At 59.5% G+C, this 26,407-nt stretch carries 23 protein-coding genes; 20 read left to right on the forward strand and 3 right to left on the reverse strand.

Annotation, left to right across the window (positions count from 1 at the left end; genetic code table 11):
- The first annotated feature begins 8 nt into the window (after positions 1 to 8).
- The 6 genes from HMPREF2785_RS09415 to HMPREF2785_RS09440 all read left to right on the forward strand — a co-directional run bounded on the left by HMPREF2785_RS09415 (position 9) and on the right by HMPREF2785_RS09440 (position 6,146).
- Complete coding sequence (locus tag HMPREF2785_RS09415; protein WP_070615078.1) at positions 9 to 1,121, forward strand: M24 family metallopeptidase; 1,113 nt, start codon at positions 9 to 11, stop codon at positions 1,119 to 1,121.
- Positions 1,114 to 1,839, forward strand: a complete 726-nt coding sequence (locus HMPREF2785_RS09420) for an SDR family oxidoreductase (RefSeq protein WP_371326406.1) — start codon at positions 1,114 to 1,116, stop codon at positions 1,837 to 1,839. Before HMPREF2785_RS09415 ends, HMPREF2785_RS09420 begins: the two co-directional genes overlap by 8 nt.
- A gap of 365 nt (positions 1,840 to 2,204) precedes the next feature.
- Positions 2,205 to 3,053, forward strand: a complete 849-nt coding sequence (locus HMPREF2785_RS09425; protein ID WP_246821224.1) for a lipase family protein — start codon at positions 2,205 to 2,207, stop codon at positions 3,051 to 3,053.
- 10 nt (positions 3,054 to 3,063) lie between these two features.
- Complete coding sequence (locus HMPREF2785_RS09430) at positions 3,064 to 3,588, forward strand: FxsA family protein (RefSeq protein ID WP_070451519.1); 525 nt, start codon at positions 3,064 to 3,066, stop codon at positions 3,586 to 3,588.
- Positions 3,589 to 5,133, forward strand: coding sequence for an apolipoprotein N-acyltransferase (gene lnt, locus HMPREF2785_RS09435; RefSeq protein WP_070615085.1), 1,545 nt, complete (start codon positions 3,589 to 3,591; stop codon positions 5,131 to 5,133).
- A 26-nt stretch (positions 5,134 to 5,159) separates the two neighbouring features.
- Positions 5,160 to 6,146: a polyprenol monophosphomannose synthase gene (locus HMPREF2785_RS09440; RefSeq protein WP_070615090.1), complete on the forward strand. Its 987-nt coding sequence runs from the start codon at positions 5,160 to 5,162 to the stop codon at positions 6,144 to 6,146.
- Between the two features lie 4 nt (positions 6,147 to 6,150).
- On the opposite strand, the gene HMPREF2785_RS09445 is transcribed toward HMPREF2785_RS09440, so the two are convergent.
- A complete protein-coding gene (locus HMPREF2785_RS09445; protein ID WP_070615094.1) occupies positions 6,151 to 6,528 on the reverse strand; it encodes an RNA polymerase-binding protein RbpA in 378 nt (125 codons plus the stop codon).
- Positions 6,529 to 6,652: 124 nt separating this feature from the next.
- Between HMPREF2785_RS09445 and HMPREF2785_RS09450 the strand changes: the two genes are divergently transcribed.
- From HMPREF2785_RS09450 to HMPREF2785_RS09460, 3 genes are all read left to right on the forward strand, one after another.
- Positions 6,653 to 7,000, forward strand: coding sequence for a hypothetical protein (locus HMPREF2785_RS09450; RefSeq protein ID WP_244268723.1), 348 nt, complete (start codon positions 6,653 to 6,655; stop codon positions 6,998 to 7,000).
- Positions 7,001 to 7,038: 38 nt separating this feature from the next.
- Positions 7,039 to 7,704, forward strand: coding sequence for a YceI family protein (locus HMPREF2785_RS09455; RefSeq protein WP_070615097.1), 666 nt, complete (start codon positions 7,039 to 7,041; stop codon positions 7,702 to 7,704).
- Positions 7,705 to 7,803: 99 nt separating this feature from the next.
- The gene (locus HMPREF2785_RS09460) at positions 7,804 to 10,725 is read left to right on the forward strand and encodes an FAD-binding and (Fe-S)-binding domain-containing protein (RefSeq protein WP_070615099.1); all 2,922 of its coding nucleotides are present in this window, start codon (positions 7,804 to 7,806) and stop codon (positions 10,723 to 10,725) included.
- Here the strand turns inward: HMPREF2785_RS09460 and HMPREF2785_RS09465 are convergent.
- Positions 10,722 to 12,056 carry a class I SAM-dependent methyltransferase gene (locus tag HMPREF2785_RS09465; RefSeq protein WP_070615102.1) on the reverse strand — a complete coding sequence of 445 codons (1,335 nt, stop codon included), beginning with the start codon at positions 12,054 to 12,056 and terminating at the stop codon, positions 10,722 to 10,724. The genes HMPREF2785_RS09460 and HMPREF2785_RS09465 overlap by 4 nt on opposite strands.
- Before the next feature lie 116 nt (positions 12,057 to 12,172).
- Between HMPREF2785_RS09465 and HMPREF2785_RS09470 the strand changes: the two genes are divergently transcribed.
- The 5 genes from HMPREF2785_RS09470 (at position 12,173) to HMPREF2785_RS09490 (ending at position 18,267) form a co-directional block, all read left to right on the forward strand.
- On the forward strand, positions 12,173 to 13,513 hold the full coding sequence (locus tag HMPREF2785_RS09470) for an NAD(P)/FAD-dependent oxidoreductase (protein WP_070615105.1): 1,341 nt from the start codon (positions 12,173 to 12,175) through the stop codon (positions 13,511 to 13,513).
- Between the two features lie 244 nt (positions 13,514 to 13,757).
- Positions 13,758 to 15,875: a pyruvate formate lyase family protein gene (locus HMPREF2785_RS09475; protein ID WP_070615108.1), complete on the forward strand. Its 2,118-nt coding sequence runs from the start codon at positions 13,758 to 13,760 to the stop codon at positions 15,873 to 15,875.
- 44 nt (positions 15,876 to 15,919) lie between these two features.
- A complete protein-coding gene (grcA2, locus tag HMPREF2785_RS12285; RefSeq protein WP_034999039.1) occupies positions 15,920 to 16,171 on the forward strand; it encodes an autonomous glycyl radical cofactor GrcA2 in 252 nt (83 codons plus the stop codon).
- Between the two features lie 3 nt (positions 16,172 to 16,174).
- A complete protein-coding gene (pflA, locus tag HMPREF2785_RS09485) occupies positions 16,175 to 17,050 on the forward strand; it encodes a pyruvate formate-lyase-activating protein (protein ID WP_070615110.1) in 876 nt (291 codons plus the stop codon).
- Positions 17,051 to 17,193: 143 nt separating this feature from the next.
- Positions 17,194 to 18,267, forward strand: coding sequence for a magnesium and cobalt transport protein CorA (locus HMPREF2785_RS09490; RefSeq protein ID WP_070423200.1), 1,074 nt, complete (start codon positions 17,194 to 17,196; stop codon positions 18,265 to 18,267).
- A gap of 7 nt (positions 18,268 to 18,274) precedes the next feature.
- Here HMPREF2785_RS09490 and HMPREF2785_RS09495 read toward each other — a convergent pair whose 3' ends face one another.
- Complete coding sequence (locus tag HMPREF2785_RS09495; RefSeq protein ID WP_070615113.1) at positions 18,275 to 18,724, reverse strand: PaaI family thioesterase; 450 nt, start codon at positions 18,722 to 18,724, stop codon at positions 18,275 to 18,277.
- A gap of 50 nt (positions 18,725 to 18,774) precedes the next feature.
- On the opposite strand from HMPREF2785_RS09495, the gene gndA reads away from it, so the two are divergent.
- The 6 genes from gndA to HMPREF2785_RS09525 are packed head-to-tail and all read left to right on the forward strand — an operon-like array spanning position 18,775 to position 26,367.
- Positions 18,775 to 20,241: an NADP-dependent phosphogluconate dehydrogenase gene (gndA, locus tag HMPREF2785_RS09500; protein ID WP_070451540.1), complete on the forward strand. Its 1,467-nt coding sequence runs from the start codon at positions 18,775 to 18,777 to the stop codon at positions 20,239 to 20,241.
- A 27-nt stretch (positions 20,242 to 20,268) separates the two neighbouring features.
- Positions 20,269 to 21,618 carry a DEAD/DEAH box helicase gene (locus HMPREF2785_RS09505; RefSeq protein WP_070615116.1) on the forward strand — a complete coding sequence of 450 codons (1,350 nt, stop codon included), beginning with the start codon at positions 20,269 to 20,271 and terminating at the stop codon, positions 21,616 to 21,618.
- Between the two features lie 17 nt (positions 21,619 to 21,635).
- The gene (locus tag HMPREF2785_RS09510; RefSeq protein WP_070615119.1) at positions 21,636 to 23,009 is read left to right on the forward strand and encodes a hemolysin family protein; all 1,374 of its coding nucleotides are present in this window, start codon (positions 21,636 to 21,638) and stop codon (positions 23,007 to 23,009) included.
- The gene (locus HMPREF2785_RS09515; protein WP_070484767.1) at positions 23,006 to 24,058 is read left to right on the forward strand and encodes a hemolysin family protein; all 1,053 of its coding nucleotides are present in this window, start codon (positions 23,006 to 23,008) and stop codon (positions 24,056 to 24,058) included. The genes HMPREF2785_RS09510 and HMPREF2785_RS09515 overlap by 4 nt, the downstream gene beginning before the upstream one ends.
- A gap of 11 nt (positions 24,059 to 24,069) precedes the next feature.
- Entirely contained in the window at positions 24,070 to 24,933 is an 864-nt protein-coding gene (locus tag HMPREF2785_RS09520) for a 3-methyladenine DNA glycosylase (RefSeq protein ID WP_070615122.1), read from the forward strand.
- A 51-nt stretch (positions 24,934 to 24,984) separates the two neighbouring features.
- Positions 24,985 to 26,367 carry a vWA domain-containing protein gene (locus HMPREF2785_RS09525; protein WP_070615125.1) on the forward strand — a complete coding sequence of 461 codons (1,383 nt, stop codon included), beginning with the start codon at positions 24,985 to 24,987 and terminating at the stop codon, positions 26,365 to 26,367.
- Positions 26,368 to 26,407: the final 40 nt, after the last annotated feature.

Raw genomic sequence — 26,407 nt, forward strand, 5'->3', positions numbered from 1 at the left:
GATCTACCATGGCCAGCATGACGTTTGATGCAAGTGTGTATGCGAAGCGCCGACAAATGGCTGCCGACTTGGTAAAGCAACGTGGCTTGAGCGGATTGGTGATCGGGACTGGTGCAGAGTTTGCCTACCTCACCGGCTCCTGGGCGTCCTCCCACGAACGCCTCACCGCCCTCGTCATCTCGGCCGATGGCGCGCGTGTCGTCGCACCGATGACAGACCTGCTTTCGTTGGGGCTCGACGGCGCGGACGACGTCGAGGTGATTGGCTGGCGCGATGGTGAGAACCCGTACCGCCTCGTTGCTGACTCGCTCCCGGATGGCCCGGTCGGTCTCGGCTCCTCTTTGACCGCCGACCACGTGTTCGCACTGCAGGCCCTGCTGCCACGTACAGATCTGGCTGAGACTGAGGTCGCGGAATTGTTCATGGTGAAAGACGCTGCAGAGCTTGAACAACTCGAGGCCGCAGGCAGGGCAATCGACCGTGTGCACGAACGTGCTGCGGAGCTGCTTCAGCCGGGCCGTACGGAGCGCGAGGTCGCTGCAGAACTGAACGCGCTGATCCTCGAAGAGCACGAGACGGTAGCCTTCGTCATCGTCGGTTCGGGTCCCAACGGCTCGAACCCGCACCACGACTTTTCGGACCGCGTGCTCGAGGAGGGCGACCCCGTGGTCGTAGACCTCGGCGGTGCGCTGCCATCTGGCTACCAATCGGACTGCACCCGTACTCACGTCGTGGGTGGTAGGAACAAGGCGAAGCCAGACTTCCTGGAGGCGTACGACGCGCTGGAGCGCGCGTTCCAGGCGGCCTGCGACGCAGCCCGCCCCGGCATTACCGCAGGGGAGCTCGACGCCGTCGCACGAGGCGTACTGGAGGAGGCCGGCTACGGCGAGTGGTTTACCCACCGTCTTGGACACGGTATCGGATTGTCGGGCCATGAGCAGCCGTTCATCATCGCAGGTAGCGACGTCATCTTGCGCGAGGGAATGGCCTTTTCCATCGAGCCGGGCATCTATAAGCCAGGTGAGTGGGGCATGCGCATCGAAGACATCGTGACGCTGACGGCTACCGGCATGAAGACCTTCAACACCACTCGCCGCGACCTGGATGCAGCGCGTGGATAACCCCGGGGTTGTGCTCCTGCTCGGTGCTCGCAGCGACATCGGCGGCGAGATCGCTGTGCGCATCTGCAGTGGTCGTGAAGTCGTACTCGCAGCGCGTGGTAGCGACGGCCTCGATGACGTGAAACGTCGTTTGCTTGCAGCGGGCGCGACTGTTGTCCGAGCCGTTAATTTTGACGCTACCAACCTCGACTCGCATCGCCGCATCGTCCGCGAGGCGGGGGAGGTCACGTCCGCCATCGTCGCCTTCGGCATTTTGGGCGATCAGGAACTGGCAGAGCGCGATGAACGCGAGGCCGCTTGCATTGCCACGGTGGACTACGTGGCACAGGTCAACATGCTCACCGTCCTTGCCGACGAAATGGCACGCGGCGAGATCTTCGCCTTTTCTTCCATCGCTGGCTGGCGGGCACGTCGCGCCAACTACGTCTACGGATCGACGAAGGCAGGCCTCGACGCGTTTTGCCAAGGACTCTCCGACAAACTCCATGGGACAGGCCTGAACCTGATACTGGCGCGCCCGGGCTTTGTCATCGGTGCAATGACTGAGGGCATGAAACCAGCGATCATGTCTGTGACCCCGGATGTCGTTGCAGATGCTGTCGTTGAGGCCGCAGTCAAGGGACGGAGCACGACAGTGTGGATTCCGCGTCGCCTTACCGTTTTGGCCACGATTATGCGCTTGGTTCCACGTCCAATCTGGCGTCACATGCCGAGGTAGCCATGGCGTCGTTGCTCCTTCCTCGTGTGCGCTCACTTGTCGGGCTCGGCCTTGACTTAGTTCGTCCTGCTCAACGAACCGGGCCAGACTTCGGCCGAGCTACCTGGCTTATGGGCGTGACGCCGGGGTCCCTTCTCGAGGCCGTACAGATCCGACCAGTAGGGGCAAGCGGGCTGTTGAACCCCTCAGACTCCTGGCGTATCGAATACGCCACGAGCGATACTCAAGGCCGGATCTTGTCCGCGACAGGCGCAGTGTTTCGCTCTCGTACGCCGTGGATGGGGAAAGGTGAACGGCCCACGATCGCGTTTGCGCCATCGACGCAGGGCGTTGCACGGCGTTGCGACCCGTCATATTCCTGCACCGTGGGCATCGGACCACGTATCAAGCCCATAGACTTGATCGCCGCGTATGAACAACCCGTAATCAACTTGTTCCTTGCAGCCGGCGCCGACGTAGTCATCACCGACTACCCACGCGACCCCGGGGACGATGTGGAGCTCTATTGCGACCACGTTGCGGCAGCACGCTCCCTCGCCGATGCCGTGCGCGCCAGCACCAACCTCGGCGTAGGAACAGCCAAACTCGGTCTGTGGGGTTTCTCCCAGGGCGGGGGAGCCGCCGCAGCGTGGCTCGAGGAACCTGAGTACGCACCCGATCTCCAACTGCTGGCAGCTGTGGTCGCAGCCCCGCCAGTGGACATGGTCAGCATGCTCCATCACGTCGATGGCGCGCTTGCCTCCGTAGTGATCCTCTACGCGGTCGCGGGCCTCATGGCCAGCGACGACGCAATTGCTGCCGAGATTGCTCCGCACTTGAGCCCAAGAGGTGTTGCGGCCATTGCGAACGGGGCGCGCACGTGTGCTTTAGGGGCGGTGCTGCATCGCCCGTGGTCGCATACTCGCTCTTGGACGAGGACCGGAGTGAGCATGGCATCGCTTCTCGACGACCTCCCGTTGACCAGCAGCCACCTTGATGCAACACGCCTAGGCACCAAACGCCCGCTAGGTATTCCGATTCGTCTGTGGAGTTCGCCATACGACGACCTTGTCCCGCACTCAGATGTCTCAGCCTTGGCAGAGAGTTGGGGAGTGGAGTTCCTCTCACGTACGGCCAAGCGTATCCGTGGCAGGACTGGCACGAACCACTTCGGCCCGTATTTTCTCTACGCTGCAACTGACGTGGGTTGGTTGCTCGATCGGCTCAACGGGTAGTCTCTGGCCTATGCCTGTGCTCCTGTTGTCCTACTTCGTTGTTGAAGCGATCGCGTTCTTTCTCGTCGCCAAGTGGATTGGTGTCGGATGGGCGCTGTTGGCAATTTTCGCACTGATGATCTTCGGCGGCTTTGCCGCCAGCATGTCGCTTCGCAGTGAACTTACGCAGATGGCTCGTGGGCGAACCAGCCTTGGCAAGTTGGCTGGCGACTCCGCGCTGTTGATGGCGGGTTGGGCGCTAAGTCTCGTCCCTGGTTTCGTGAGCTCGGTCATCGGCCTGCTATTAGTGTTCGGTCCGACACGAGCAATCGCGCGTCGTTCGATGACCAAACGCGCCCGTCGCGGCATGGAAGACCTCGGCGCGCGCCTCTACGAGGCCACCCCGATGTCGCAGTTCACCACCTCCTACGGTTCGTTTACCAATCCCAATCAGCCCTATCCGCAGAAAGGAGCGGATGCTGACGACGTCGTTATTGATGCCGACGAGTTGGAGGAATGGTTCCGCAACAGCGGCAATGAGCCGGGGGAGAAGTAGGTGACGGCCCTTACCCGCTTCCTCCGGTTCGTACTCGTGGCCTGCTCTGGCTGGCTGGTGTTCTTCTCGTACGAACCGCACGGACACTGGTTCTCCGCCATCGTCGGCATATCCGTGTTTTATCTTGCGCTCATGCCATGGCAACGCTGGCCGGGTACTGATCGTCCTTCCGCAGCCTTCGGCGGCCTACTGGGCTTTACGCAGGCTGCGTTTTGCTACCTCTACCTGCTGCCGTGGATCGGGGAGTTTGTCGGCGCAATGCCGTATGTCGCTTTGTCGATCTTCCTCGCGCTCTACGGCATCGCTATAGGTGTGTTTGGTGTGATCGTCGCGCGTTGGCGCTTTGGCTTCCTCGCGTTTGCGCTGATCTACCTTGCGGTTGAGTTTTGCCGCTCGTCGTTTCCTTTCGGCGGGTTTAGCTGGGTACGCCTGGCGTGGGGGCAAATCAATGGTCCACTAGCTGCTCTCGCACCTTGGGGTGGTCCGGCGCTGATCTCAATTGCGGTGGCGCTGGCAGGGGCAGGTCTCATCGTGGCCATCCTGCAGCGTGGGACGCAACGCTGGGCCGGCCTTGTAGCCGCAGTACTGCCCCTCGGTCTCGGCACCGTGGCGCAGATCGGGGTCAATAACCCTGCCTCGACAGTGGGCGAAGCAACCGTTGCCGCGGTACAGGGCAACGTCCCTCGCATGGGGCTTGATTTCAACGCACAGCGCCGCGCGGTGCTGGCCAACCACGTCAACGAAACGCTTGCGCTTCGCGACGACCTCCGCGCGCAAAACATGGATGTCGACGCCGTTTTCTGGCCAGAGAATTCCTCTGACGTCAATCCGTTCACCGACTCGGAAGCACGAGCGCTTATCGACGTCGCCGTGCGCGGCATCGACGCACCGTTGCTCGTTGGCACACTCACACGTGACGACGTTGGGTCCCGCAACACCATGGTCGTCTTCGACCCAAAAGATGGGCCAGGGGAGTACCACCACAAGCGGTTCCTCCAGCCGTTCGGCGAGTACATGCCCATGCGTGACTTTTTCCGGAGGTTCTCCGACATGGTTGACCTGGCTGGCGACTTCAAACCTGGTGACGGCAACGGCGTGGTGCACCTCGGCAACATCGCAGTCGGTGTGGCGACTTGCTACGAGGTGGCGGAGGACGAGGCCTACCGGATGGCGATTCGCAACGGCGCCCAGTTGCTCAGCACACCGACGAACAACGCCACGTTTGGGTTCACCGGCATGACGTATCAACAATTGGCGATGAGCCGCATGCGTGCACTGGAGACCGATCGCGCAGTGGTTGTTGTAGCCACCTCGGGTGTCTCCGCCATCGTCCATCCCGACGGCTCAGTATCGCAGCAGACGGAAATCTTCACGGCAGATCATCTCGTCGAAAAGCTGCCGCTGCGCGATTCTGTCACCCCGGCTGTGCGATTTGGAAAGATTCTGGAGTGGTTGCTTGTCGCGGCAGGGATCATGCTGATGGCTGTGGCAGGCGTTTCCGCACGTACCCGGGCGCACGGGTATGCTGCACCAAGGAATAAATAAGTGTGACAACGAGGAGACGTAGCACCGTGGCGAATACAACCCTGGTGATTATCCCGACCTACAACGAAGTGGAAAACATCCCGCTTATCGTTGGACGCGTGCTGGATGCCAACAAGGATGTGGACGTCCTTGTGGTCGATGACAACTCGCCTGACGGCACCGGAGCAAAGGCTGACGAGCTCGCAGCTACTCATGATGAAGTTCACGTGCTCCACCGCACCGGCAAAGACGGCCTGCTGGCTGCGTACCGTGCCGGCTTCGAATGGGCCCTTGAGCGCGAGTACGAGGTCATCGTTCAAATGGATGCAGACGGCTCGCATGCCCCTGAGGAACTCGTGCGTTTGCTCGACGCAGTAGCCAACGGCGCAGATCTGGCAATCGGTTCGCGCTACGTCGACGGTGGGGAAGTAAAGAACTGGCCGCGCAGCCGCTACCTGCTGTCCAAGCTGGGCAATGAGTACATCTCGATCGCGCTTGGCGACGATGTCAAGGACATGACCGCTGGCTACCGCGCGTTCCGCCGCGAAGTCTTGGAAGATCTCGACCTGGATGCGCTGTCCAACAAGGGCTACATCTTCCAAGTGGAGATTGCCCACAAGGTCGCAGACGCTGGATTCGGGGTTGTTGAAGTCCCCATCACTTTTGAAGACCGCAAGCTTGGCGAGTCGAAGCTGGATGCAAGCTTCGCTGCCGCATCGTTTGCGGAGGTAACCAAGTGGGGAGCGAAGGAAAAGGCTTCCTTCGTGGGCAACCTGGCGAGCGAAACCTGGCGACAGATTGAGTACGCTGCCGCCAACTCAAAGCTTGCAGATCTTCCAAATCGTGCGGCCAAGGCTCCGTCGCAGGTAGCTGACTTGGCTAACGAGGTTGCTTCCTTGACCAAGTACGAGCTCTCCGGCAAGAACCTGGATAGGGTTGGCCGTCGCGTAGCTGAAGGTGCCCAGACGGCAAAAGACCTGACGACGGAAACCGTGCGTCAGGTCCTTCACGTATTCAATTCCGGTTCGAAGTAGGGAATTAGCCTTCCTTCTGCGCGGCCTGCTCCTTAGCGAGCCGGGCCGCAGTGCGACGGCGCTTCCGGAGCTGCTCTAAGCGCTCCTCAAGCAGCACGTCAAGCTCCTCAATGCTGCGACGTTCCAGCAGCATGTCCCAGTGGGTACGCGGCGGCTTCGTCGGCTTCGACTCGACACCTTCGCCCTCCATGAGCGTGCCGGTCTGACCGTTCTTGCATATCCACTCTTCGGGGATCTCAGCCTCATCGGCGAACGGAACCTCAAACACCTCACCATTGGGTGTTTGGTACTTCGCCATGCGACGCGGCGCGAGATCATGGTCGCGGTCAGTTTCGTAGCTCACGGCACCCATGCGGCTACCGCGTAGCACTCGATCAGCCATGTTGTCTCCATCCTTGTCGTCGTTATTGCCCGGTTGCCCAGCAATCGCTCAAGTATAACGGTCCACTAATTCGTTTTGTTCCCTGACCTCACCCAGGCTTGACACCTGTAATAGACTTGCCGCCGTGAAGATCAGGAAGCGGAGAGTAAACGAGACTACAAACGTTTGCGCGTGGTGCGGTAAAGAGATTGAAATCAACCAGGGGCGTGGCCGCAAGCGGAAATATTGCAGTTCTTCGTGCAAGCAGCGTGCGTATGAGCAGCGCACACTCCTTGCAGGTACGACCGTGGACCCTGACGCTGTGATTCTGAGCCGTCAGCGCGTCGCAGAGATCCGCGATCGACTTTACGAGTTGCGCTGTGCCGCTGAGGATATCCAAACTGCAGCGGCCGAAGGCGCGACGGCGGACGAGTTGCATTCGTTGTGTGACGAATTAGTAGGCTTGGTCCAGAAACTCGAAAAACTGAGGTGAGGTACGTGAAGACCAGCTCCCGTAATACGAAGCTGCTTATGATCGCAGTTTTAGCCTTTGCCATTCTGGCGCTTGCAGTGGCGTTCATCCCGTTGGGAAGGACGCTGTTTTTTAGTCACGGTGTCAAAACTGAGGGTATCGACGAGTCCAGCCTGAAATCCGCCACAACGGAAATTGACGGCGTCTGGGAGGTAACAAACAAGCCTGGACCCAACCAAACGTCTGCAGGCTTCACATTCGCCGAGGTGCTGCCAGGTGATCGCCGGACTACGTCAGGCTCGACACAAGGCGTTCGCGGTAGCGTGACTATCGAGGCGGGCACGCTGAAGGCTGGCGAGATTGTCGTCGATATGACAAACATTCGCACCGACTCTGATGTCCGCGATGAAAGCGTGCGACGCAAAATTTTCCATACGGACGATTTCCCGGAGGCAAAGTTCGTTGTCACCGAGCCAGTGGACCTTAGCAGCGTGCCAGAGGGCGGGACGATGGGCACCGTAGACCTGACGGGCAACATGACCATCCACGGCGAGACGAACACGATCACGCAGACATTCAATGTCGCGCGCTCGGGCGATCAGCTGCTCGTCGCAGCAGACATTCCGATCAACCGAGAGGACTACGGAGTGAAGACTCCGGAGCTGGTGGCCGCAAAGATCGCCGAGGACGGCGAAATTAACGTCCGTCTGGATATGCGGAAGTAACCCTATATAACGTCACCTGACGTTATATAAAGGATATTTGTCCGATAATGTACATTATGTCAAGTAACATTTGGTGACACCACGGCGTAATCTGTCCCCATGGCAAAGCTCCTCTCTCCCGATCCCCGCAGGATCCCCAAGCCGGTTTACGACGATTCCTACCCGGACGCTGTCAGTGAGCAATTCACTGGCGGCTCCGACCCGGAACTCGTCGCGGCGCTCGCAGCAATCGTCGGCTCGGACAATGTTCACTCACGCGTCTCAGATCTCGTGCGTTACGCGTCAGACGCCTCTCCGTACCGCGACATCCCGTCCGTGGTCGTTCAGCCACGTAACGCGCAAGACCTTTCCGCTCTGATGCGCTATGCCCGTCGCGCAGGCCGGACGCTGACGTTCCGCGCCGCCGGGACGTCGCTTAACGGCCAGGCGATGACGAACGACATCCTCGTCGATGTGAAGACCCACTTCGCCGGCATGGAGGTCCTCGACGGCGGCAAACGCCTTCGTACGTTGCCGGGCGTTGTGCTTGGCGACGCTCAAGCAGTCCTGCGACGCCACGGCTACATGCTTGGACCCGATCCCGGCTCGACCGCATCTGCTTGTATCGGTGGCGTCCTCGCTGACAATGCCGGCGGCATGCGCTGCAAGATTGAGCGTGATTCCTTCCACACCATCGATCAGGCTGAGTTTGTATTAACGTCTGGCGAGATCGTCGATACGCGCAACGGCGACGACGCCTTCCGCAAACAGTGCCCTGAACTGCACAAACAACTCTCTGAGTTCCGCGATCGTTTGCGTGCCAACGAGACGCTGGTCGCTCGCCTGCGCTCAAAGTTCTCCATCCGCAACACCAACGGCTTGCGCATCGATGCATTCTTGGACGAGGACGAGCCGGTCCGTATCCTCATGCGCTTGCTCGTCGGCTCCGAAGGCATCCTCGGCGTGTTTACCGAGGCTGAAATTCGCACCATCGAGTTGCCAAAGAAAAAGGCTGTGACCTGGGTGGTTGTGCCCGACATCACTGATGCTGCCAACTATGTTGCACAGCTTGTCGACGCCGGGGCTGAAGCCTGCGAGCTGCTCGTCTCCGATGTCATGCGCGGTTCAGTTGGCCAATTTAGTGCTGCTCCTGCTGAATGGGCAGATATTGACCAGTCCACCGCTGCCCTGCTCCTCGAGGTCGGTGGCACCACCGAAGACGAGCTTCAGCAGGCCATTGCCGCCGCCGAGGCCGTGCTCGAGGGCGCGGAGCTGCTGGCACCGCTGCACTTTGAGACCGATCCAAAAAAGCAAAACGCCATGTGGCAGCTGCGTAACGGCCTGTTTGGCCTGATCGGGCAAAACCGCCCGCAAGGCGCCGCGCTGATTACTGAGGACGTGTGCTTCCCACCTGCGCAGGTCGGCGAAGGCGCTGCTGAACTTATGGAGTTGCTCCGGCGCTACGGCTACCCCGAAGGTGTGATGGGACACGCACCCTACGGGAACCTGCACTTCTTTATCACCCCGGACTTCTCCAACCCTGAGGAGCTCGAGAAGTACTCGCGCTTCCTTGACGAGCTGGTTGAGTTGGTCGTCGACAAGTACGACGGCTCGATGAAGGCTGAGCACGGTACCGGTATCAACATGGCGCCGTTCGTGCGCCATGAATGGGGCGACGAAATCTGGAACCTGTTCTGGGAGGTCAAGGAGATGCTTGACCCGGAAACCATCCTCGCGCCGGACGTGAAGTTGACTCGCCAGTCGGACATCCACCTGCAGCGCTTCAAGTCCTTTCCCAAGGTCGAGCAGGAAATCAATATGTGCGTCGAGTGCGGTTTCTGCGAGCCAGTATGCCCGTCACGCCACGTCACTGTTACTCCGCGTCAACGTATTGTGCTGCGCCGTGAGATGGCGCGTCAGCCGGAAGGCTCAGAGGTCTTGGGGGCACTGCGCGAGCAATACCAGTACGACGCGATCGACATGTGCGCTGCCGACGGAACCTGCGCTATCCCCTGCCCTGTTGGCATTGATACCGGCAAGGTAATGAAGCAACTGCGCGCAGCTCAGGCAACACCTGCAGAGAAGCGTGTCGCAACTGGGATCGCGAAGGGATACGGCGCGGTCGAGGCGTTGGGCCGCACTGCGGTATCTGGCGTCAATATTCTCGGTCCTGCGCTGGCCAATGCTGTCACCCAGGTTGGACGTGCACTCATCTCGCCCGAGCGCCTCCCCTCTGTGCCGGGGCCCATGCCGCACAAGGCACCACAGATGCCGGAAACCTCGCGCAGCGGTGCCGCAGCTGTCTACTTCCCTGCCTGTGTAAACCGTATCTTCGGCCAACCTGCTGGTTCTGCTGATCAGATTGCTGTGCCACATGCGGTTGTTGAACTCGGCCGACGAAGCGGAGCACCTGTGTGGATCCCGGAAAACGTTGACGGCGGTTGCTGTGGCATGCCGTTTTCTTCGAAGGGATTCGACGATGCATACCGTGCGAAGGCACTCGACCTGCTGGAGCGCATGTGGCAGTGGTCAGAGCAAGGCGCACTGCCTGTGATCATCGATGCAGCCTCGTGCACCCATACCGTGGTGGATTCCATGCCGGAGGTACTCTCCCCTGCTGATCTTGAACGTTTCGAGGCGATTCGCGTTCTCGACCTGGTGCAGTGGCTCGACGAAGAGATCATGGAGCACCTGCCCATCACTCAGGACCAGGGGCGTATTGCTGTCCACCCGCCATGCTCCGGTCAGCACCTTGGTACCACGGAAGCGCTCATGCGTGTCGCAGCTGCGTGTGGCGATGCGGAAGTGCCCGCTGGGGCGGCCCGCTGTGGCACAGCTGGCGATCGTGTGATGTTGCACCCTGAGCTGGTTGAGTCGGCGACTCGCGAGGAACGCGAGGGGCTCAATCGTGGCAATTATGCACGCTTCGTGTCAGCAAACCGCACCTGCGAGATGGGCCTACAGATGGTGGCCGGAAAGCCATTTGAGTCGATTGCAGTACTGGTCGAGCGTGCATCCCGACCGGAGGTCACGTTAGCCTAGCGACGGCCTCCGCGGTGGCGCTGCACCATCGTGACCTGCGCGAGGTCCAGCATTTCCAATCGTGCAAGGGCTTCGCGCAGGGCTAGCTGCCAAGTCCACATCCTGCGGAATACAACGTCGTAGCCATCCGCTGCGGCGTCGCGTAAGTGGGCGTCGAAGGCCATTCGCTGCAGCCTCAGCGATGCTGCGAGGTGTTCAGGTGCGGTTGTCACCGCAGTCACGCGCAATGCAGTGCGCTTATCGACGATCCGGGCAACGTCATCGCAACTCACAACGTTCATCCGTGGCCACGCATAACCGGTGGTTGAGGCCAAGGCTGCCGCTGCACTCCGGGAATAGTTGTTCGTGCGGACAATTGTTTGCAGCACTACCTTGCCGCCCTGTGCGAGCATCTGTTCCGCGGATACGAGATACGCGATCTGTTCCTGGTGCGGCATGTTCTCAAACGCCTGCATGCTCACTACTGCGTCGTACACCCCGCGACGCTGCCGTGCCAACGCTTCGATTTCGGCTGGGCAATCCAACACGTCAATGCGTGCAGCACCTTCAGCACCACTGAGGATCAACTGTTCTTCAAGGCTTTTCCTCACGCGGGCGTCAAAGGTAACCACATCCAGGGTGCAGCGTCGATCAAGTGCTTCCGCAGCCACCGCTCCTCCACTGCACGGCATCTCAAGCAAATGTGTGCTGGGCCCGGCAGCGGCGGCGTCGAGAAGCATCGAAATGCTCCTGCGTTGCGCATCAGCTAGGTCATCGCGATGAGCGTCAAGTGGAGCGCCGATTTCGGTGACGTCGACGAAGTGGTGCCCTGGCTCGTTTCCTCGCCCTGCCCCCGGAGTGTGGGACTTCATCCGCGTGCGCTGAGTCGTCGGCACACCCGTGCCAAAGTGTCCCTGTGCATGCGTTGCGGTGCCACCATCAAAATGCTGCACCAGATCCGGAGGTAGCTCCCCGATCACCCCAAGGGGTGTGCGACCGTGCTTCGGAGCAGACACGCGTGCTGGCCCCGGCCTGTACCCCGCACCGATCAGCGCCTGGAGTGCATCTACAAGCCCTTCGGACGTCGAGGTCACCCACTCGCCTGCCATATAACTTTCAGCAAGGCCAGTCCACCCACGCGCAGCGATACGCTCAAACATGTCCGCGGATTCCACGGTGAGCGCTGCATCGTCTCCTTCTAGAGCAAGTTCTGCTTTCGCACAGGCACGAGCAAATGTCGCCTCAGCGATCTTCGTGCGCAGCGCTCCTCCACGGGCCCTGGGTACCGCAGCAACAGCCGGCCAGGCCGCGGCGTCGATGGAACTTTTGCGTGCGCGGGAGATATCGGCCATTTCACAAATGCTAGTGGCCAAGAACCTGCTTCTGCGGTACGCCACGGCTCAGATAAAATGCGGCGCGTACTATATAGGCGTTGCACATATAAAAATTCAACCGAGGAGAGATATTTATGGCCTCTACGGTCATTCGCCCAGACGGAAACCGCCATCATGTTGTCATCATCGGCGCTGGCTTCGGTGGCGTCAACGCAGCCAAGGAACTTGCGGATGCTGATGTCGATGTGACCCTGATCAACAGCACCAACCACCACCTTTTCCCGCCACTGCTCTACCAGGTGGCAACCGGCCTGATGTCCTCGGGCGAGATCACCGGTGACATCCGCCAGATGTTTGCTAACCAGCAGAACGTCCGCGTCGTTCGTGGCACTGTTGAGACCATCGACGTCAAGGGCAAGACCGTCACCTCTGTTGAAAGCGGCAAGGAGTACACCTTCGGCTACGACTCGCTCATCGTCGCCGCTGGTGCTGGCCAGTCCTACTTTGGCAACGACCACTTCGCCGAGTTCGCGCCGGGCCTGAAGACCCTGGACCACGCGTTTGAGATCCGCGCACGCCTCATTGCAGCATTCGAGCGTGCAGAACTCGCGGAAACCGCAGAAGAGCGCGATCGCGCTCTGACCTTCGTCATCGTTGGTGCTGGCCCGACCGGCGTCGAGCTTGCTGGCCAGGTTGCGGAGATGGCGCACCGTGCCTTCACCTCGGGCCGATACTCCTTCAGCACCGAGCAGTCGAAGATTTACCTGCTTGATGGCGCACCGCAGGTGCTGCCTCCATTTGGCAAGCGCCTGGGCAAGAAGGCACAGCGCGAGCTTGAAAAGGCCGGTGTCACCGTGATCCTCAACGCCATGGTGACCAACGTTGATGCTGACACTGTCACTTACAAGGACATGAAGACCGAGCAGGAAACCACGATCCAGACTCCGACCAAGATCTGGTCCGCTGGTGTTGCGGCTTCCCCGCTGGGCAAGCAGGTCGCAGACCAGATCGGTGTTGAAGCGGACCGTGCCGGCAAGGTTGCTGTTAACGCGGACCTTTCCGTCGGCGACGAGCCCAACGTCTTCATCGTTGGCGACATGATGAATCGCGACCGTCTGCCAGGTGTGGCCCAGGTTGCAATCCAGTCCGGCGCTTATGTCGGCAAGGTCATCAAGAACCAAGTCGAGCACGATATCGCTCCGGAGGATCGCGCTCCGTTCGAGTACTTCGACAAGGGCTCCATGGCGATCATCAACCGCTTCAATGCTGTGGTGAAGATGGGCAAGGTCGAGATCACCGGCTTCATCGGCTGGCTGATGTGGCTTGGCGTCCACATGTCCTTCCTCACCGGCCGCCGTAACCGCATTGTGGCTGCCAACGAGTGGACGATTAACGCGTTCTCCCGCACCCGCCACAACCTGGCTGTCACCGAAGGCCAGCTGGAGAACATCCACCTGGAAAACGGCGAAAAGTAAGCGTTCATAGCGCTCCAACTTCCCCGGTTCTTCGCTCTCAACGAGCGCAGGACCGGGGTTTTTGCTACTCTCCACCCCCGAAGACTTTGTGTGACCAACACCACGCCAAACGTATTACCTATAGTCGGAGAACTTCTTTATACTCATAGGTAAGCGGCAAGCGCTTTAAAGAGACTGTGTTTGGGAATGGGTAAGCGCAGCCGCATGAAGACCACTAGTTATCTATGTGAAAGATCGTGCAACTGTGACTGTTTCTACAGAGCCGCAAATCCAGAACAAGGCGTGGGAAGGTTTCACGCCAGGACCGTGGACCGAGCACATCGATGTCCGCGACTTTGTTCAGCGCAATTACACCCCGTACGACGGGGACGCATCCTTCCTCGAAGGCGCAACCGACAAGACACTGCGCCTCTGGGACTACCTGGATAAGAATTACCTCGCCGTTGAGCGCGAGCGTCGCGTCTATGACGTTGACACTGACACTCCGGCCGATATCGACGCCTTCAAGCCCGGATACATCTCCGAGGATGATGACGTGATCGTCGGTCTGCAGACTGATACCCCGACCAAGCGTGCCATGATGCCTAACGGTGGCTGGCGCATGGTTGAGCAGGCCATCAAGGAGGCCGGCAAAGAGGTCAACCCGGAGGTGAAGAAGATCTTCACCCACTACCGCAAGACCCACAACGATGCCGTCTTCGACATCTACACCCCTCGTATCCGCGCAGCACGCTCGTCCCACATCGTCACGGGCCTGCCGGACGCCTACGGCCGTGGACGCATCATCGGTGATTACCGTCGTGTGGCGCTATACGGCGTTGACTACCTCATCGAGCAAAAGCAGCTGGCCAAGGATGCGTCTTTGGAGAAGGGCTTCTCCGAGCACTGGGCCCGCTACCGCGAGGAACACGCCGAGCAGATCAAGGCGCTCAAGAAGCTCAAGAAGATGGCTGAAGACTACGGCTTCGACATCTCCGGCCCGGCAACCAACGCCAAGGAAGCCGTGCAGTGGACCTACTTCGGCTACCTTGCCTCCGTAAAGAGCCAGGACGGCGCCGCAATGTCCATTGGTCGCCTCTCCCCGTTCTTGGACGCATACTTCGAGCGTGACCTAGCCAACGGCACCTTGACCGAGGTTGAGGCGCAGGAGATCATCGACGCGCTCGTCATCAAGCTGCGCATCGTGCGCTTCCTCCGTACAGAGGACTACGACCAGATCTTCTCTGGTGACCCGTACTGGGCAACCTGGACCGACGCTGGTTTCTCTGAGGACGGCCGCCACCAGGTCACCAAGACCGCGTTCCGTCTGCTGCAGACGCTGCGCAACCTGGGTCCTGCTCCGGAGCCGAACATCACCATCTTCTGGGATCCGGCGCTGCCGGAGGGCTACAAGGAGTTCTGCGCCGCGATCTCCATCGAGACCTCTTCGTTGCAATACGAGTCTGACAAGCAGATCCGTGACCAGTGGGGCGACGACGCCGCTATTGCGTGCTGTGTCTCTCCGATGCAGGTTGGCAAGCAGATGCAGTTCTTCGGCGCACGCGTTAACGCTGCGAAGGCACTGCTCTACGCCATGAACGGTGGTCGTGACGAAGTTACCGGCAAGCAGATTACTGACGGTGACCACAAGCCGATCGAGGGCGATGGCCCACTCGACTTCGACGAGGTCTGGCAGAAGTACGAGGAGATGCTCGACTGGGTTATCGGTACCTACGTCGAGGCGCTGAACATCATCCACTACTGCCACGACCGCTACGCCTACGAATCCATCGAGATGGCACTGCACGACTCCGACATCGTCCGCACCATGGGCTGTGGCATCGCTGGCCTTTCAATCGTTGCTGACTCTCTGTCCGCGATTAAGTACGCGAAGGTCACACCGGTGCGCGACGAGACAGGCTTGATCGTCGACTACATCACCGAGGGCGACTTCCCGTTCTACGGCAACGACGATGACCGCGCGGACGACATTGCCGCAACCGTGGTCCACACCGTGATGCAGAAGATCAAAGCGATCCCGATGTACCGCGACGCTATTCCGACCCAGTCGGTACTGACCATTACCTCTAACGTGGTCTACGGCAAGGCAACTGGTTCGTTCCCGTCCGGGCACAAGGCCGGCACTCCGTTCGCCCCAGGTGCGAACCCGGAGAACGGCGCAGACAATCACGGCATGGTCGCTTCGATGCTGTCCGTGGGCAAGCTCGACTACAACGACGCATTGGACGGCATTTCGCTGACCAACACGATCACCCCGTCGGGCCTGGGCCGTAACAAGGAAGAGCAGATCACCAACCTGGTTGGTGTTCTCGACGCCGGCTTCATCATGGACAACGCCGATGCGGTAGTTAACCCCGCCTAATCAGACTTTCCCACTCACCTATTCACTCCGAAGGAGACGACATCATGACCACCCCTACTTTCGACGAGCGCCTCGCTTCCATGAAGGCTTCCCGTTCCGCGAACAACATGGACTCTGGCCTGTACCACGCCAACATCAACGTGCTTGACGAGTCCACACTTGAGGATGCAATGGAGCACCCAGAGAACTACCCGAACCTCACTGTTCGTGTCTCTGGCTACGCCGTGAACTTCGTGAAGCTGACCAAGGAGCAGCAGCGCGACGTCATCTCTCGTACCTTCCACCAGGGCGCGTAGTTTATGGCCCAAGACGGAACGAGCGGCGTCGTCACGCTATCGCCTGAAGCAGGCGAGCGCGTGCGCGGCGTCGCTGCCGGTTTAGGCGGACTTTCCACCGACGACCTTGAGATCACTCGCCCAGAGTTGTTTGAGGCTCGCCGTACTGGCGAGATCGGCCTCATCCACTCTTGGGAACTGGTCACTGCCGTCGACGGACCGGGCACCCGTATGACGATTTTCTTGTCGGGCTGCCCACTGCGGTGCAAGTACTGCCACAATCCGGACACGATGGAAATGAAGGAAGGCACACTCGAGCGTATCGACGACGTCGTGCGCCGCGTACTGCGATACAAGCCTGTCTTTAACGCTTCCGGTGGCGGGCTGACCCTTTCAGGCGGCGAACCACTGTTTCAGATCGCGTTTACACGACGACTGCTCAAGGCAGTGCATGACGCTGGTGTGCACACCACAATCGACACTTCTGGTTACCTTGGTGCACGCTTGACCGACGAGGACTTGGACAATATTGACCTGTTCCTTCTCGACGTTAAGTCCGGCGATCCGGACACGTACGAAAATGTCACCGCGCGCCAGCTGCAGCCGACAATCGATTTCGGTGACCGACTGCATGAGAAAGGCAAACCAGTTTGGATTCGCTTTGTCGTTGTCCCCGGCTTGACTGACGCCGAGGAAAACGTGCAAAAGGTTGCCGATATCGTTGCACGCTGGAAAGGCACCGTGGAGCGTGTGGAAGTGCTTCCTTTCCACAACATGGGTGCCGACAAGTGGGACAAGATTGGCCTCGACTACGAGTTGCAGGACGTCACTCCCCCATCTGCCGAATCTGTCGAGCATGTGCGAGAGGTCTTCCGCTCGCGGGGGTTGACGGTGTTTTAACCCTAGGATCACCCCCGTTAGACATTGGGGTGCGCACGCGTAATATCACCTTTGATATCCGTGCGCACCCATTTTTGTGTGCTCATTCATCCTGGGCTTTGCCGTGTTCGGCCTGCCCTACGACGTGAAAGGGGGCTAAAGCTATGCCGCCACGTATTTCAATTCCAGGACAGCGTCCTAAGAAGGTGCAGCCCCCGTCTGTGAACCAAATCCCGGTGCCTGTCGAGCGTCAGATCGACTTTTGCCGCGTTTTTGTCGACGGCAAACGCCAGCCGGGAAATGTGCGCATGACTCACGCACTTGAGGTGGCAGAACGCTACGACAACGCTTTCGTATGGCTGTCTCTGAAAGAGCCCACAACGGAGCAAATGGAACGCATCGCCGAGGTCTTCGATATTGAGGACCTGGTTGTGGACGATGTTGTCGCAGCACATCAGCGACCGAAGGTTGAACGCCACGACGAGCAGTTGTTCCTGGTTGTGCGTTCAGTGTCGTATCGTGACGACGAAGAGGTGTCGGACGCCCGTGAAATCATTTCCACCGGCGAAGTACAGATGATTATCGGCGAGAAGTTTGCCATCACGATTCGCCATAATGTCCGTCTCCCTGACCTCACCAACAAGCTCGAGGACGAAGAAGAGCTAGCGCTGCTCGGGCCTTCTGCTGTGGCGTGGGCGGTATCTGACTATCTGGTAGACAACTACCTGAAGGTCGCGGATTTCCTCGAAAGCGACGTCGACGAGCTGGAAAACGAAGTGTTTACGCCACGTCGCACGATCAACATTGACAAGATCTACACCTACAAGCGTGAGATTTTGGAGATGCGTCACGCGATCGACCCACTGTCGCCAGCGCTTCGCAACGGGTTGACGAACAACAAGGACTTTATGCGTAAGGCTCTGCGTACCTACTTCCGCGACGTCCAAGATAACTCCACGATCGTCAGCGACCGTCTTTCAGGCTTCGACGAACGTCTCACGTCCCTGCTGGACGCGTCGGTAGCGAAGATTACGATGCAGCAGAACTCTGACATGCGTACGATTTCGGCCGTTGTGGGCATGGCGGCGGTGCCGACGTTGGTTGCCGGAATCTACGGCATGAACTTCGAAGTCATGCCAGAGCTTGGCTGGCGTTACGGCTACCCCGCTGCACTTCTCGCAATGTTCATTGCTATCTCGGTGATGTGGTGGTGGTTCCGCAAGAACCACTGGCTTTAATCAGCCACTATTTGCTCAGGATCATCAGTTTGAGGTTGGTCACAGCGACCAACTTCTCCTCGCAGTACATGTTCACGCGCCACAGGTGGGTGCGGGCACCGATGTGGACCGGCTCCGCGGTGGCGTCGATACGCTGCCCCGCGCGCACGCTGCCCAGAAGGTCGGTGGAGTTGCTCATCCCCACTGCAGGCTGTGCGCTAGCTGCCACCGCCGCAATTGACCCCATGGTTTCACCGATTGCACAGTAGACACCGCCGTTGACGATGCCGGTTGGCTGCAGATGCTCCTCAGTTGCAACGAGGTGTGCATCCATCCGGTCTTTTGAGCAGTAATCCAGCACTAGCCCGAGTCGTTGGGCGAAATCAACGTTGAGGCTGTTGATCACAGCGAGTTCTTCTTCGCTCAACGGCGTGTCAAGCACTTCGTTGTACAGGCGAAAATCGAATTCTAGGTTCATGCTCGTCGATGATACGGATGATCTGTCCTCAGCCACGTAGAATTCGCACTATGACTGCAGATGCTTCAGAACCTCTTGCTCAAATCGGTGTCGTCGGTATGGCAGTAATGGGCTCAAACCTTGCCCGTAATTTTGCATCGAAGGGCCATACCGTCGCTATTTACAACCGCTCACCAGAGAAGACGCGGGCGGTTATCAACGAGTATGGCCATGAGGGAAACTTCATCGCCGCCGAGACCATCGAGGACTTTGTCGCATCTCTGCAGCGCCCCCGCAAGGCAGTGATCATGGTGCAGGCCGGTGCAGCAACTGATGCGGTCATCGAACAGCTCGCTGATGCGATGGAAGACGGTGACATCATCATCGACGGTGGCAATGCCCTGTTCACCGACACGATTCGCCGTGAACGTGAGATGGCCAAGCGCAATCGCCATTTTGTCGGCGCGGGTATTTCCGGCGGTGAAGAAGGTGCATTGCGTGGCCCGTCGATTATGCCGGGTGGCCCAGTCGAATCCTGGGAGACACTTGGACCACTCCTCGAAGACATTGCTGCAAAGGTCGATGGCACCCCGTGCGTGACCCACATTGGCCCGGACGGCGCTGGCCACTTTGTCAAGATGGTGCACAACGGCATCGAGTACGCCGACATGCAGGTCATCGGCGAGGCGTACCACCTGCTGCGTTACGCAGCAGGCCTGGAGCCTGCGGAGATCGCCGACATTTTCACTGAATGGAACAAGGGCGATCTGGATTCCTACCTCATCGAAATCACCGCGGAGGTGCTTCGCCAGGTCGACGCCCGCACCGGAAAACCGTTTATCGACGTCATCGTGGACGCTGCCGGCCAAAAAGGCACCGGACGGTGGACCGTCAAGGAGGCACTGGATCTTGGTGTACCGACCACAGCTATTGGCGAGGCAGTGTTTGCCCGCGCGCTGTCGTCGGCACTTGCACAGCGCGAGGCCACGACGGAAGCCGAACTTCCGGCGGGCGAGTTGAGTACCCTCGAAGCACTCGGCGTGGAGAAGACTGCGTTTATCGACGATGTCCGCCGAGCCCTGTACGCCTCCAAGTTGGTCGCCTACGCGCAAGGTTTCGACGAGATTAACGCTGGGTCCGCCGAGCACAACTGGGATATCAAACCGGGCGATCTCGCACGTATTTGGCGCGGTGGCTGCATCATTCGTGCGAAGTTCCTCGACCGCATTACCGAGGCCTACGAAAACGATCCGAATCTCCCGTCGTTGTTGCTCGATCCGTACTTCACCGGAGAACTGCAAAAGGGCCTGGTAGACGCATGGCGCCGTGTGGTTGTCGTCGCTACGCAGCTTGGACTCCCAGTGCCGGTGTTCGCTTCCTCGTTGTCCTACTACGACTCGCTGCGTGCCAAGCGGCTGCCAGCAGCACTGATCCAGGGACAGCGCGACTTCTTCGGTGCACACACCTACCGCCGCGTGGACATGGAAGGCACGTTCCACACCACCTGGTCCGGCGAGCGGGAAGAGTTGAGCTACTAAAACAACGACGCGCGTACACTGATCTGAATGACTACATTCGCCGACCTCGGCCTACCCCGTGAAATCGTCGCCACGCTGAAAAAGCAGGGCATCACGGAGCCCTTCCCTATCCAAGAGGCGGCTATCCCCGATGCCCTTGCGGGCCGTGATGTTCTCGGGCGGGGTCCAACAGGCTCGGGCAAAACGTTTACGTTCGGTTTGCCTATGCTTGCCCGTCTCGTTGGAGCCCCATCACGCCCGGGTCACCCGCGAGCGCTCGTGCTTGCGCCGACGCGTGAACTTGCAACGCAGATTCGCGAGCGTCTCGACGACTCCGCTGCCGCCCTCGGCCTACGCGTCCTCGATGTTGTCGGTGGCGTGAACATCAATAACCACATTCGTGCGTTGGCCTCCCCAGTCGATCTCCTTGTGGCCACCCCGGGCCGCGCCGAGGATCTCATCAACCAGAAGAAACTCTTCCTGGATCAGGTGGAGGTCACTGCTCTGGACGAGGCCGATCAGATGGCCGACATGGGTTTTTTGCCACAAGTTCGCAAGCTGCTCGACCGCACTCCCAAAAACGGCCAGCGTTTGCTGTTTTCCGCCACACTGGATGGCGACGTGCAAAAGCTCATCGACCGCTACATGCACAACCCAGTGACGCACTCCACTGCGCCGGTGGAGGCCGCTGTGGACACCATGGAGCATTTCCGACTTTTGGTCGGTGGCCGTGAGCAACGCAATGAGATCGCGATGCAGATCGCCGCACGTGACGGCAAGACCATCATGTTTATGCGCACGAAACACGGTGTTGACCGTCAGGTGAAGAAGCTGCGACGTGTCGGCATCAATGCCCAGGGGTTGCACGGCGATAAAACCCAAGGGGCGCGTACGCGTGCCTTAGACGGCTTCAGCGACGGCACCACCCCGGTGCTCGTCGCTACTGATATTGCTGCACGCGGTATCGATGTCGACGACGTCTCGCTTGTCGTCCACGTCGATCCGCCAGCCGAGCACAAGGCGTATTTGCACCGCGCAGGGCGCACCGCCCGTGCTGGCACGTCCGGCACAGTGGTCACGCTCGTCATGGACGAGCAAGCTAAGGAAGTCGCGCAACTGATGCGCAAGGCAGGCGTGAAGGCTCCGGAGGTCAGAGTGGCTCCAATGTCGGAGTCGTTGGTTACGATTACAGGAGCACGTGTCGCAGATGGAAAGCCACTGCCTCCGCCGGGGGCTCCGAAGCAGGCTCCTTGTGGTGGTGGCGGGCAAGGTTCCCGCGCTGGGCGTCGGTCGTCGCAACGATCGAGCCGCGCTGGACGTTCCCGTTCTACACGTGGGCAACGCGGCAACTCGCAGGGTCGTCGTGGAGAGAACAAACGAAGGAGTAACGGCCGCTAAGGCGCAGATCAACACACATGGACATATTCATATCCATACTTTCTCTTCTGGCGTTCGTATTGCTGACAGCCTCTACCGGGTTGTTCGTCGCAATCGAGTTCGCCATGACGGGGCTCGAGCGCTCCACAATCGATGCCCACGTTAAACAACGCGGGGATGCTACAGCCCGCGCTATCGCGCGTGATCACGCGAATCTTTCGTTCGTCCTCTCAGGCGCCCAGCTCGGCATTACGGTGACGACGCTGGCGGCAGGTTTCCTTGCCGAGCCTGTACTCGGTAAGTTCTTCACCCCTGCGTTGGAGGCCGTCGGACTTAGTGCGTCGGCCTCAACCACTGTCGCACTTATTTTGGCCCTTGTCATCGCAACGTTTTTGTCGATGGTTTTCGGCGAGCTTGTACCGAAAAACATGGCTATTACGGACCCGCTGGCGACAGCTCGCGTGGTCGTGCCACCGGTGCACTGGTTTAACACGGCGATGAAGCCGTTTATCAACCTTCTCAATACCTCCGCTAACTGGATTGTGCGCAAGATGGGTATCGAGCCTGCCGACGAGCTTGCCTCGGCCCGCTCTTCTCAAGAGCTTGGCGCCATGGTGCGCTCGTCGGCAGAGGCTGGTGGTTTGGATGCTGAGACCGCTGCAGTGATCGACCGATCACTGCGCTTCGGCGAGACCACAGCTGAAGAGGTGATGACGCCCCGTTCCACCATCGACTCCCTCGACGCGGAGGATACTGTTGTCGACCTGATCGCACTTGCTCGCGAAACTGGGCGTTCGCGTTTCCCAGTGCGGCGTGGCGATCTCGACGACACCCTCGGAGTCGTCCACATCAAGGACGCATTCTCCGTGCCACCCGACGAGCGTGCGACCACACAACTTGCCACGCTTGCCCGGCGTGTCCCAATCGTCCCGGGCACGCTGGACGGCGATTCCGTGCTGAACCGGGTGCGCTCTGCTGGTTCGCAGGTCGTACTTGTTGCCGATGAATACGGCGGCACCATGGGCCTGGTTACCATCGAAGACCTCGTTGAGGAGATTCTTGGCGAGGTGTACGACGAATACGATGACCGCGAAAGCGAAAAGGACTTTGTCCGTTACGGCACCTCATGGGAGGTTTCCGGGCTCGTGCGTCTCGACGAGCTCGAAGAGCACCTCGCCTACACAGCACCCGACGGCCCCTACGAGACGTTGGGCGGTCTGATCATGGCAACACTCGGTCGCATCCCGAAGGTTGGCGACGAGGTCGTCCTGCGCGAAACGTTCGGTTCGCTGCAGGAGGAGTTCCAATCGGCAGGCGCCGGATCATGGCTTGCCCAGGTCACCGCAATGGACGGCCGCCGTGTGGATAAAGCGATGCTGCGCCCGATTACCCCTGAGGAGGCCGACCGATGAGTATCTGGCTCGCTGTTGTCCTGATTGTCGCCCTCCTCGCTGCTAACGCATTCTTTGTTGGAGCCGAGTTCGCTCTCGTATCCTCGCGCCGCGACCGTCTCGAGTCACTCCAGGCCCAAGGCAAAACCAAAGCCCAGGACGTGATGTACGCAACCGAGCACCTTTCCATCTACTTGGCTGGTGCGCAGTTCGGCATTACTGTGGCCTCGCTGATATTGGGCAAGGTTGCCGAGCCGGCGATTGCAAAATATCTGGAGGAGCCGTTCCTCGCGCTGGGTGTACCGGCAGATATTCTGCATCCAATTTCGTTCGTTATTGCGCTTGCATTCATTTCTTTCCTGCACATTTTGTTCGGCGAGATGGTGCCGAAGAATATTGCCATCGCGGGGCCTGAGCAATCCGCAATGTGGCTGACCAGACCGATGACGGTTTGGATGAAGCTAACCCGCCCCGTGCTGGAAGCACTTAACTGGGTGGCTCGTAAGACATTAGCTGCGTTCGGTATCCAACAGCGCGACGAGTTGGATTCCACTGTCGACCAGGAGCAGTTAGCCACAATGATTCAGGAGTCTCGCAAAGAGGGGCTCCTGGATGCCGAGGAAACTGTCCGTTTGGCAAAGGCGTTGCGTCAGGATTCCCGCAGCCTCAACGAGGTGCTCATCCCGCTTGTAGAGGTAAAGACGATCCCCTACGACCCGCGCGGCATCCGTCTTTCGATCATCGAGCAGGCAGTGCAAGACACCGGTTTTTCACGCTTCCCGGTACTGATCAGCACTGGATCCCTGGCGGGCTACCTGCATGTGAAGGACATTCTGGACTTGATGGAGACAGATGAGAAGGATCCACGCGTGCCGCTTTCACGCATTCGACCGCTCATCACAGTCGACGGCCACGAGTCAATGGACGACGCTCTTACTTTGCTGCACCGACGTTCAGCGCACATGGCGGCAGTGCATGAGAACGGCCGCCTCGTCGGGATCGTCGCCCTCGAAGACCTCATCGAGGAATACGTGGGTACGGTGTCGGACTGGACACACGAAAACGAATAGTTAGCGTGCGTATGACCACAACCCTGCAACCTGAGGAATATCTCGCACGCATACACGAGCACGAGCAGCGTGCGGCTCCTTGGGCGGACGCCCGTGCGGCTCGGCGTGCGCATGGCGAGTACCACCCAGTATGGGACTTCCTCTTTGAGTACTACCCCGTTCGCCCATCGCATTTGAAGCGCTGGCATCCAGGGGTTGGGGTCGCTCTCGCGCAGGCTGCGGATACACCGCAAGCGTCTTGGCGCGACTACGTCACAGCACCTGACGGAACCGTGTCCTTGAATCTAGGCCTTTTCCTCCAGCATCGACGCAATGATGTGGAGATGGTTGGCCGGCTGCTGCGTGCCGTCGATACGCGTCCTGCTCACTTTGATTGCTTCGGCATGCACGAGTGGGCGATGGTGTATAAGACCGACCACCCACGTCACGATTTGCCACTTCGCCTTGGAGCAGAGGGCACCAACGGCGTGGTTGAGTCTCACCACATCAAGTGCTCACATTATGACGCGTTTCGTTTCTTCACCCCTGCAGCGCGTCCGCTGAATCTGACTGTTCTTACTCGCGAGTCTCAGCCTGATCACGACCAGGCTGGCTGTGTACATGTCAGCATGGATCTGTACAAGTGGGCGTTGAAGTTAGGACCGCTGGTACCTGGCGAGCTTTTCCTGGATTGCTTTGAGCTTGCGGCACGGGCTCGGCGCTTGGATATGGAAGCGTCGCCATACGACTGCAGAGAGTTGGGCTTTGATGTTGTCGCGGTAGAAACCGCTGAAGGTAAAGCGGAATACGTTGCGCGTCAACGGGCATTGTCTCAAGCCGCCGCTCCGCTGCGCGCCAGGCTTGTCGCGACCGTAGAAGCTGCGTTGGACAGCTAAGCTCGGAGCAGGTTTTCTCAATCGTTCGACGTTGAAGGGGCTACGACCACAATGGCTAGGCACGCAAGCGGTAAAAACAATTTCAGGCTAGCGGGTTGGCTTATCGCCCTGCTTGTCGCTCTCGCTGTGGCTGCAGTGCTTGCAGTGGTTTTGTGGCAGCGCGACGGCGCCGACTCGAGCGCTGCAGCTCCTGATTGCGTATCCGGTGATCTGGTTCTGCCGGTCGCCGCTTCCGATGAGAAAGTGGGCCGCGCGCTTATCGACGACTACGCAGCCGCCAACCCCGTTGTCCGGGACTACTGCATCAAGCCGCAGTATGTTGACTCGATCAAGGAAGCCGCAGTCTATATCGCTCCGAATACCTCGATTACGCATACTGCGTTGAAGTCGGCTGAGCGCACTGCAGCGGTTGCTGACCCCCAAGCTGTCCATAGTGAACCTGTAGGTGTCGCTGGCACCGAACAGGTGAAGTTGGAGGACGTGAAGACCGAGTCTGTGCTGTTCCCTGTTGAGGAAGAGCCTGAGGCTTCCGCGTTGGTGGCGGCAAAGATCGCCGGCAACGACAATGATGCTGTGAAGGCCCTCACCGATCAGCGTCTGGGTAGGCTGGCGGACTTCGCAGGAGCAGACGGCAAGCTTGTGGCGACTGCGGAGGACAGTGTTCCGGAAGGTCTTTCATTTACCTCAGTCGGCGCAGACATTGTTTACGCGGCGATCCCGTTGAACCAGAACGACGCAGTAAACGAGGATCAAGCGCGCGCTGGCCAGGACTTCGCACGTGCCGCAGCCGAGAAGTTCGATGGCTCCGAGAAAGATCAGCCGGTGATTTCGGATCTGGTCTGGGCTGCTGCCCTGCCTTCTGGTGGAGAGAAGCTCGGCGATCAAGCTGAGGCTGCAAAGGTGATCGAGCCGGTCAACACGTTGTTCCTGCTTGACACTTCTGAGGCAATGGCGCCGTTTATCGAGCCAGCCAAGGACGCGATTGGCAACACCGCGCTTGAACTTGCCGGTGCAGGGAAGGAAGTAGGTCTGTGGAACTACTCCTCACCGCTGACCCCTGGCGTGGTGAATGGTTTCCGCCAAAACATCTCCGTCTCCCCTGACGCGGAGTCGGTCAACGTGGCGGTGCGTCGCTTCCTTGTCGGCGGAGTCCCCCAGACCCGCGAAGCACTCCAGGCTGCGGCTGCTGCATACGGCAACGCAAATGCGCCAATGCGAATTGTGCTCGTTACCACCGGCACCGCTGATGCCGGAGATGACGCAGCATTTATTGACGGCTTCCGGCAGGCAGCGGGCACCAACCTGGACCTGACTGTGGTACGTGTCGGAGAAGGCGATCCGGATGCGGCACTCGAGCAGATCGCCAAAAAACAGGTCGATGCCAAGACTGCAGAGAACATCGCGGATGCGGTGAAGCAGGCCGCAGGGTTCTGACGGCTAACATCGGCAAGCAACAAAGGCCCGGACTGGAGGG

The organism is Corynebacterium sp. HMSC067D03 (assembly GCF_001811185.1).
Lineage (GTDB): Bacteria > Actinomycetota > Actinomycetes > Mycobacteriales > Mycobacteriaceae > Corynebacterium > Corynebacterium coyleae.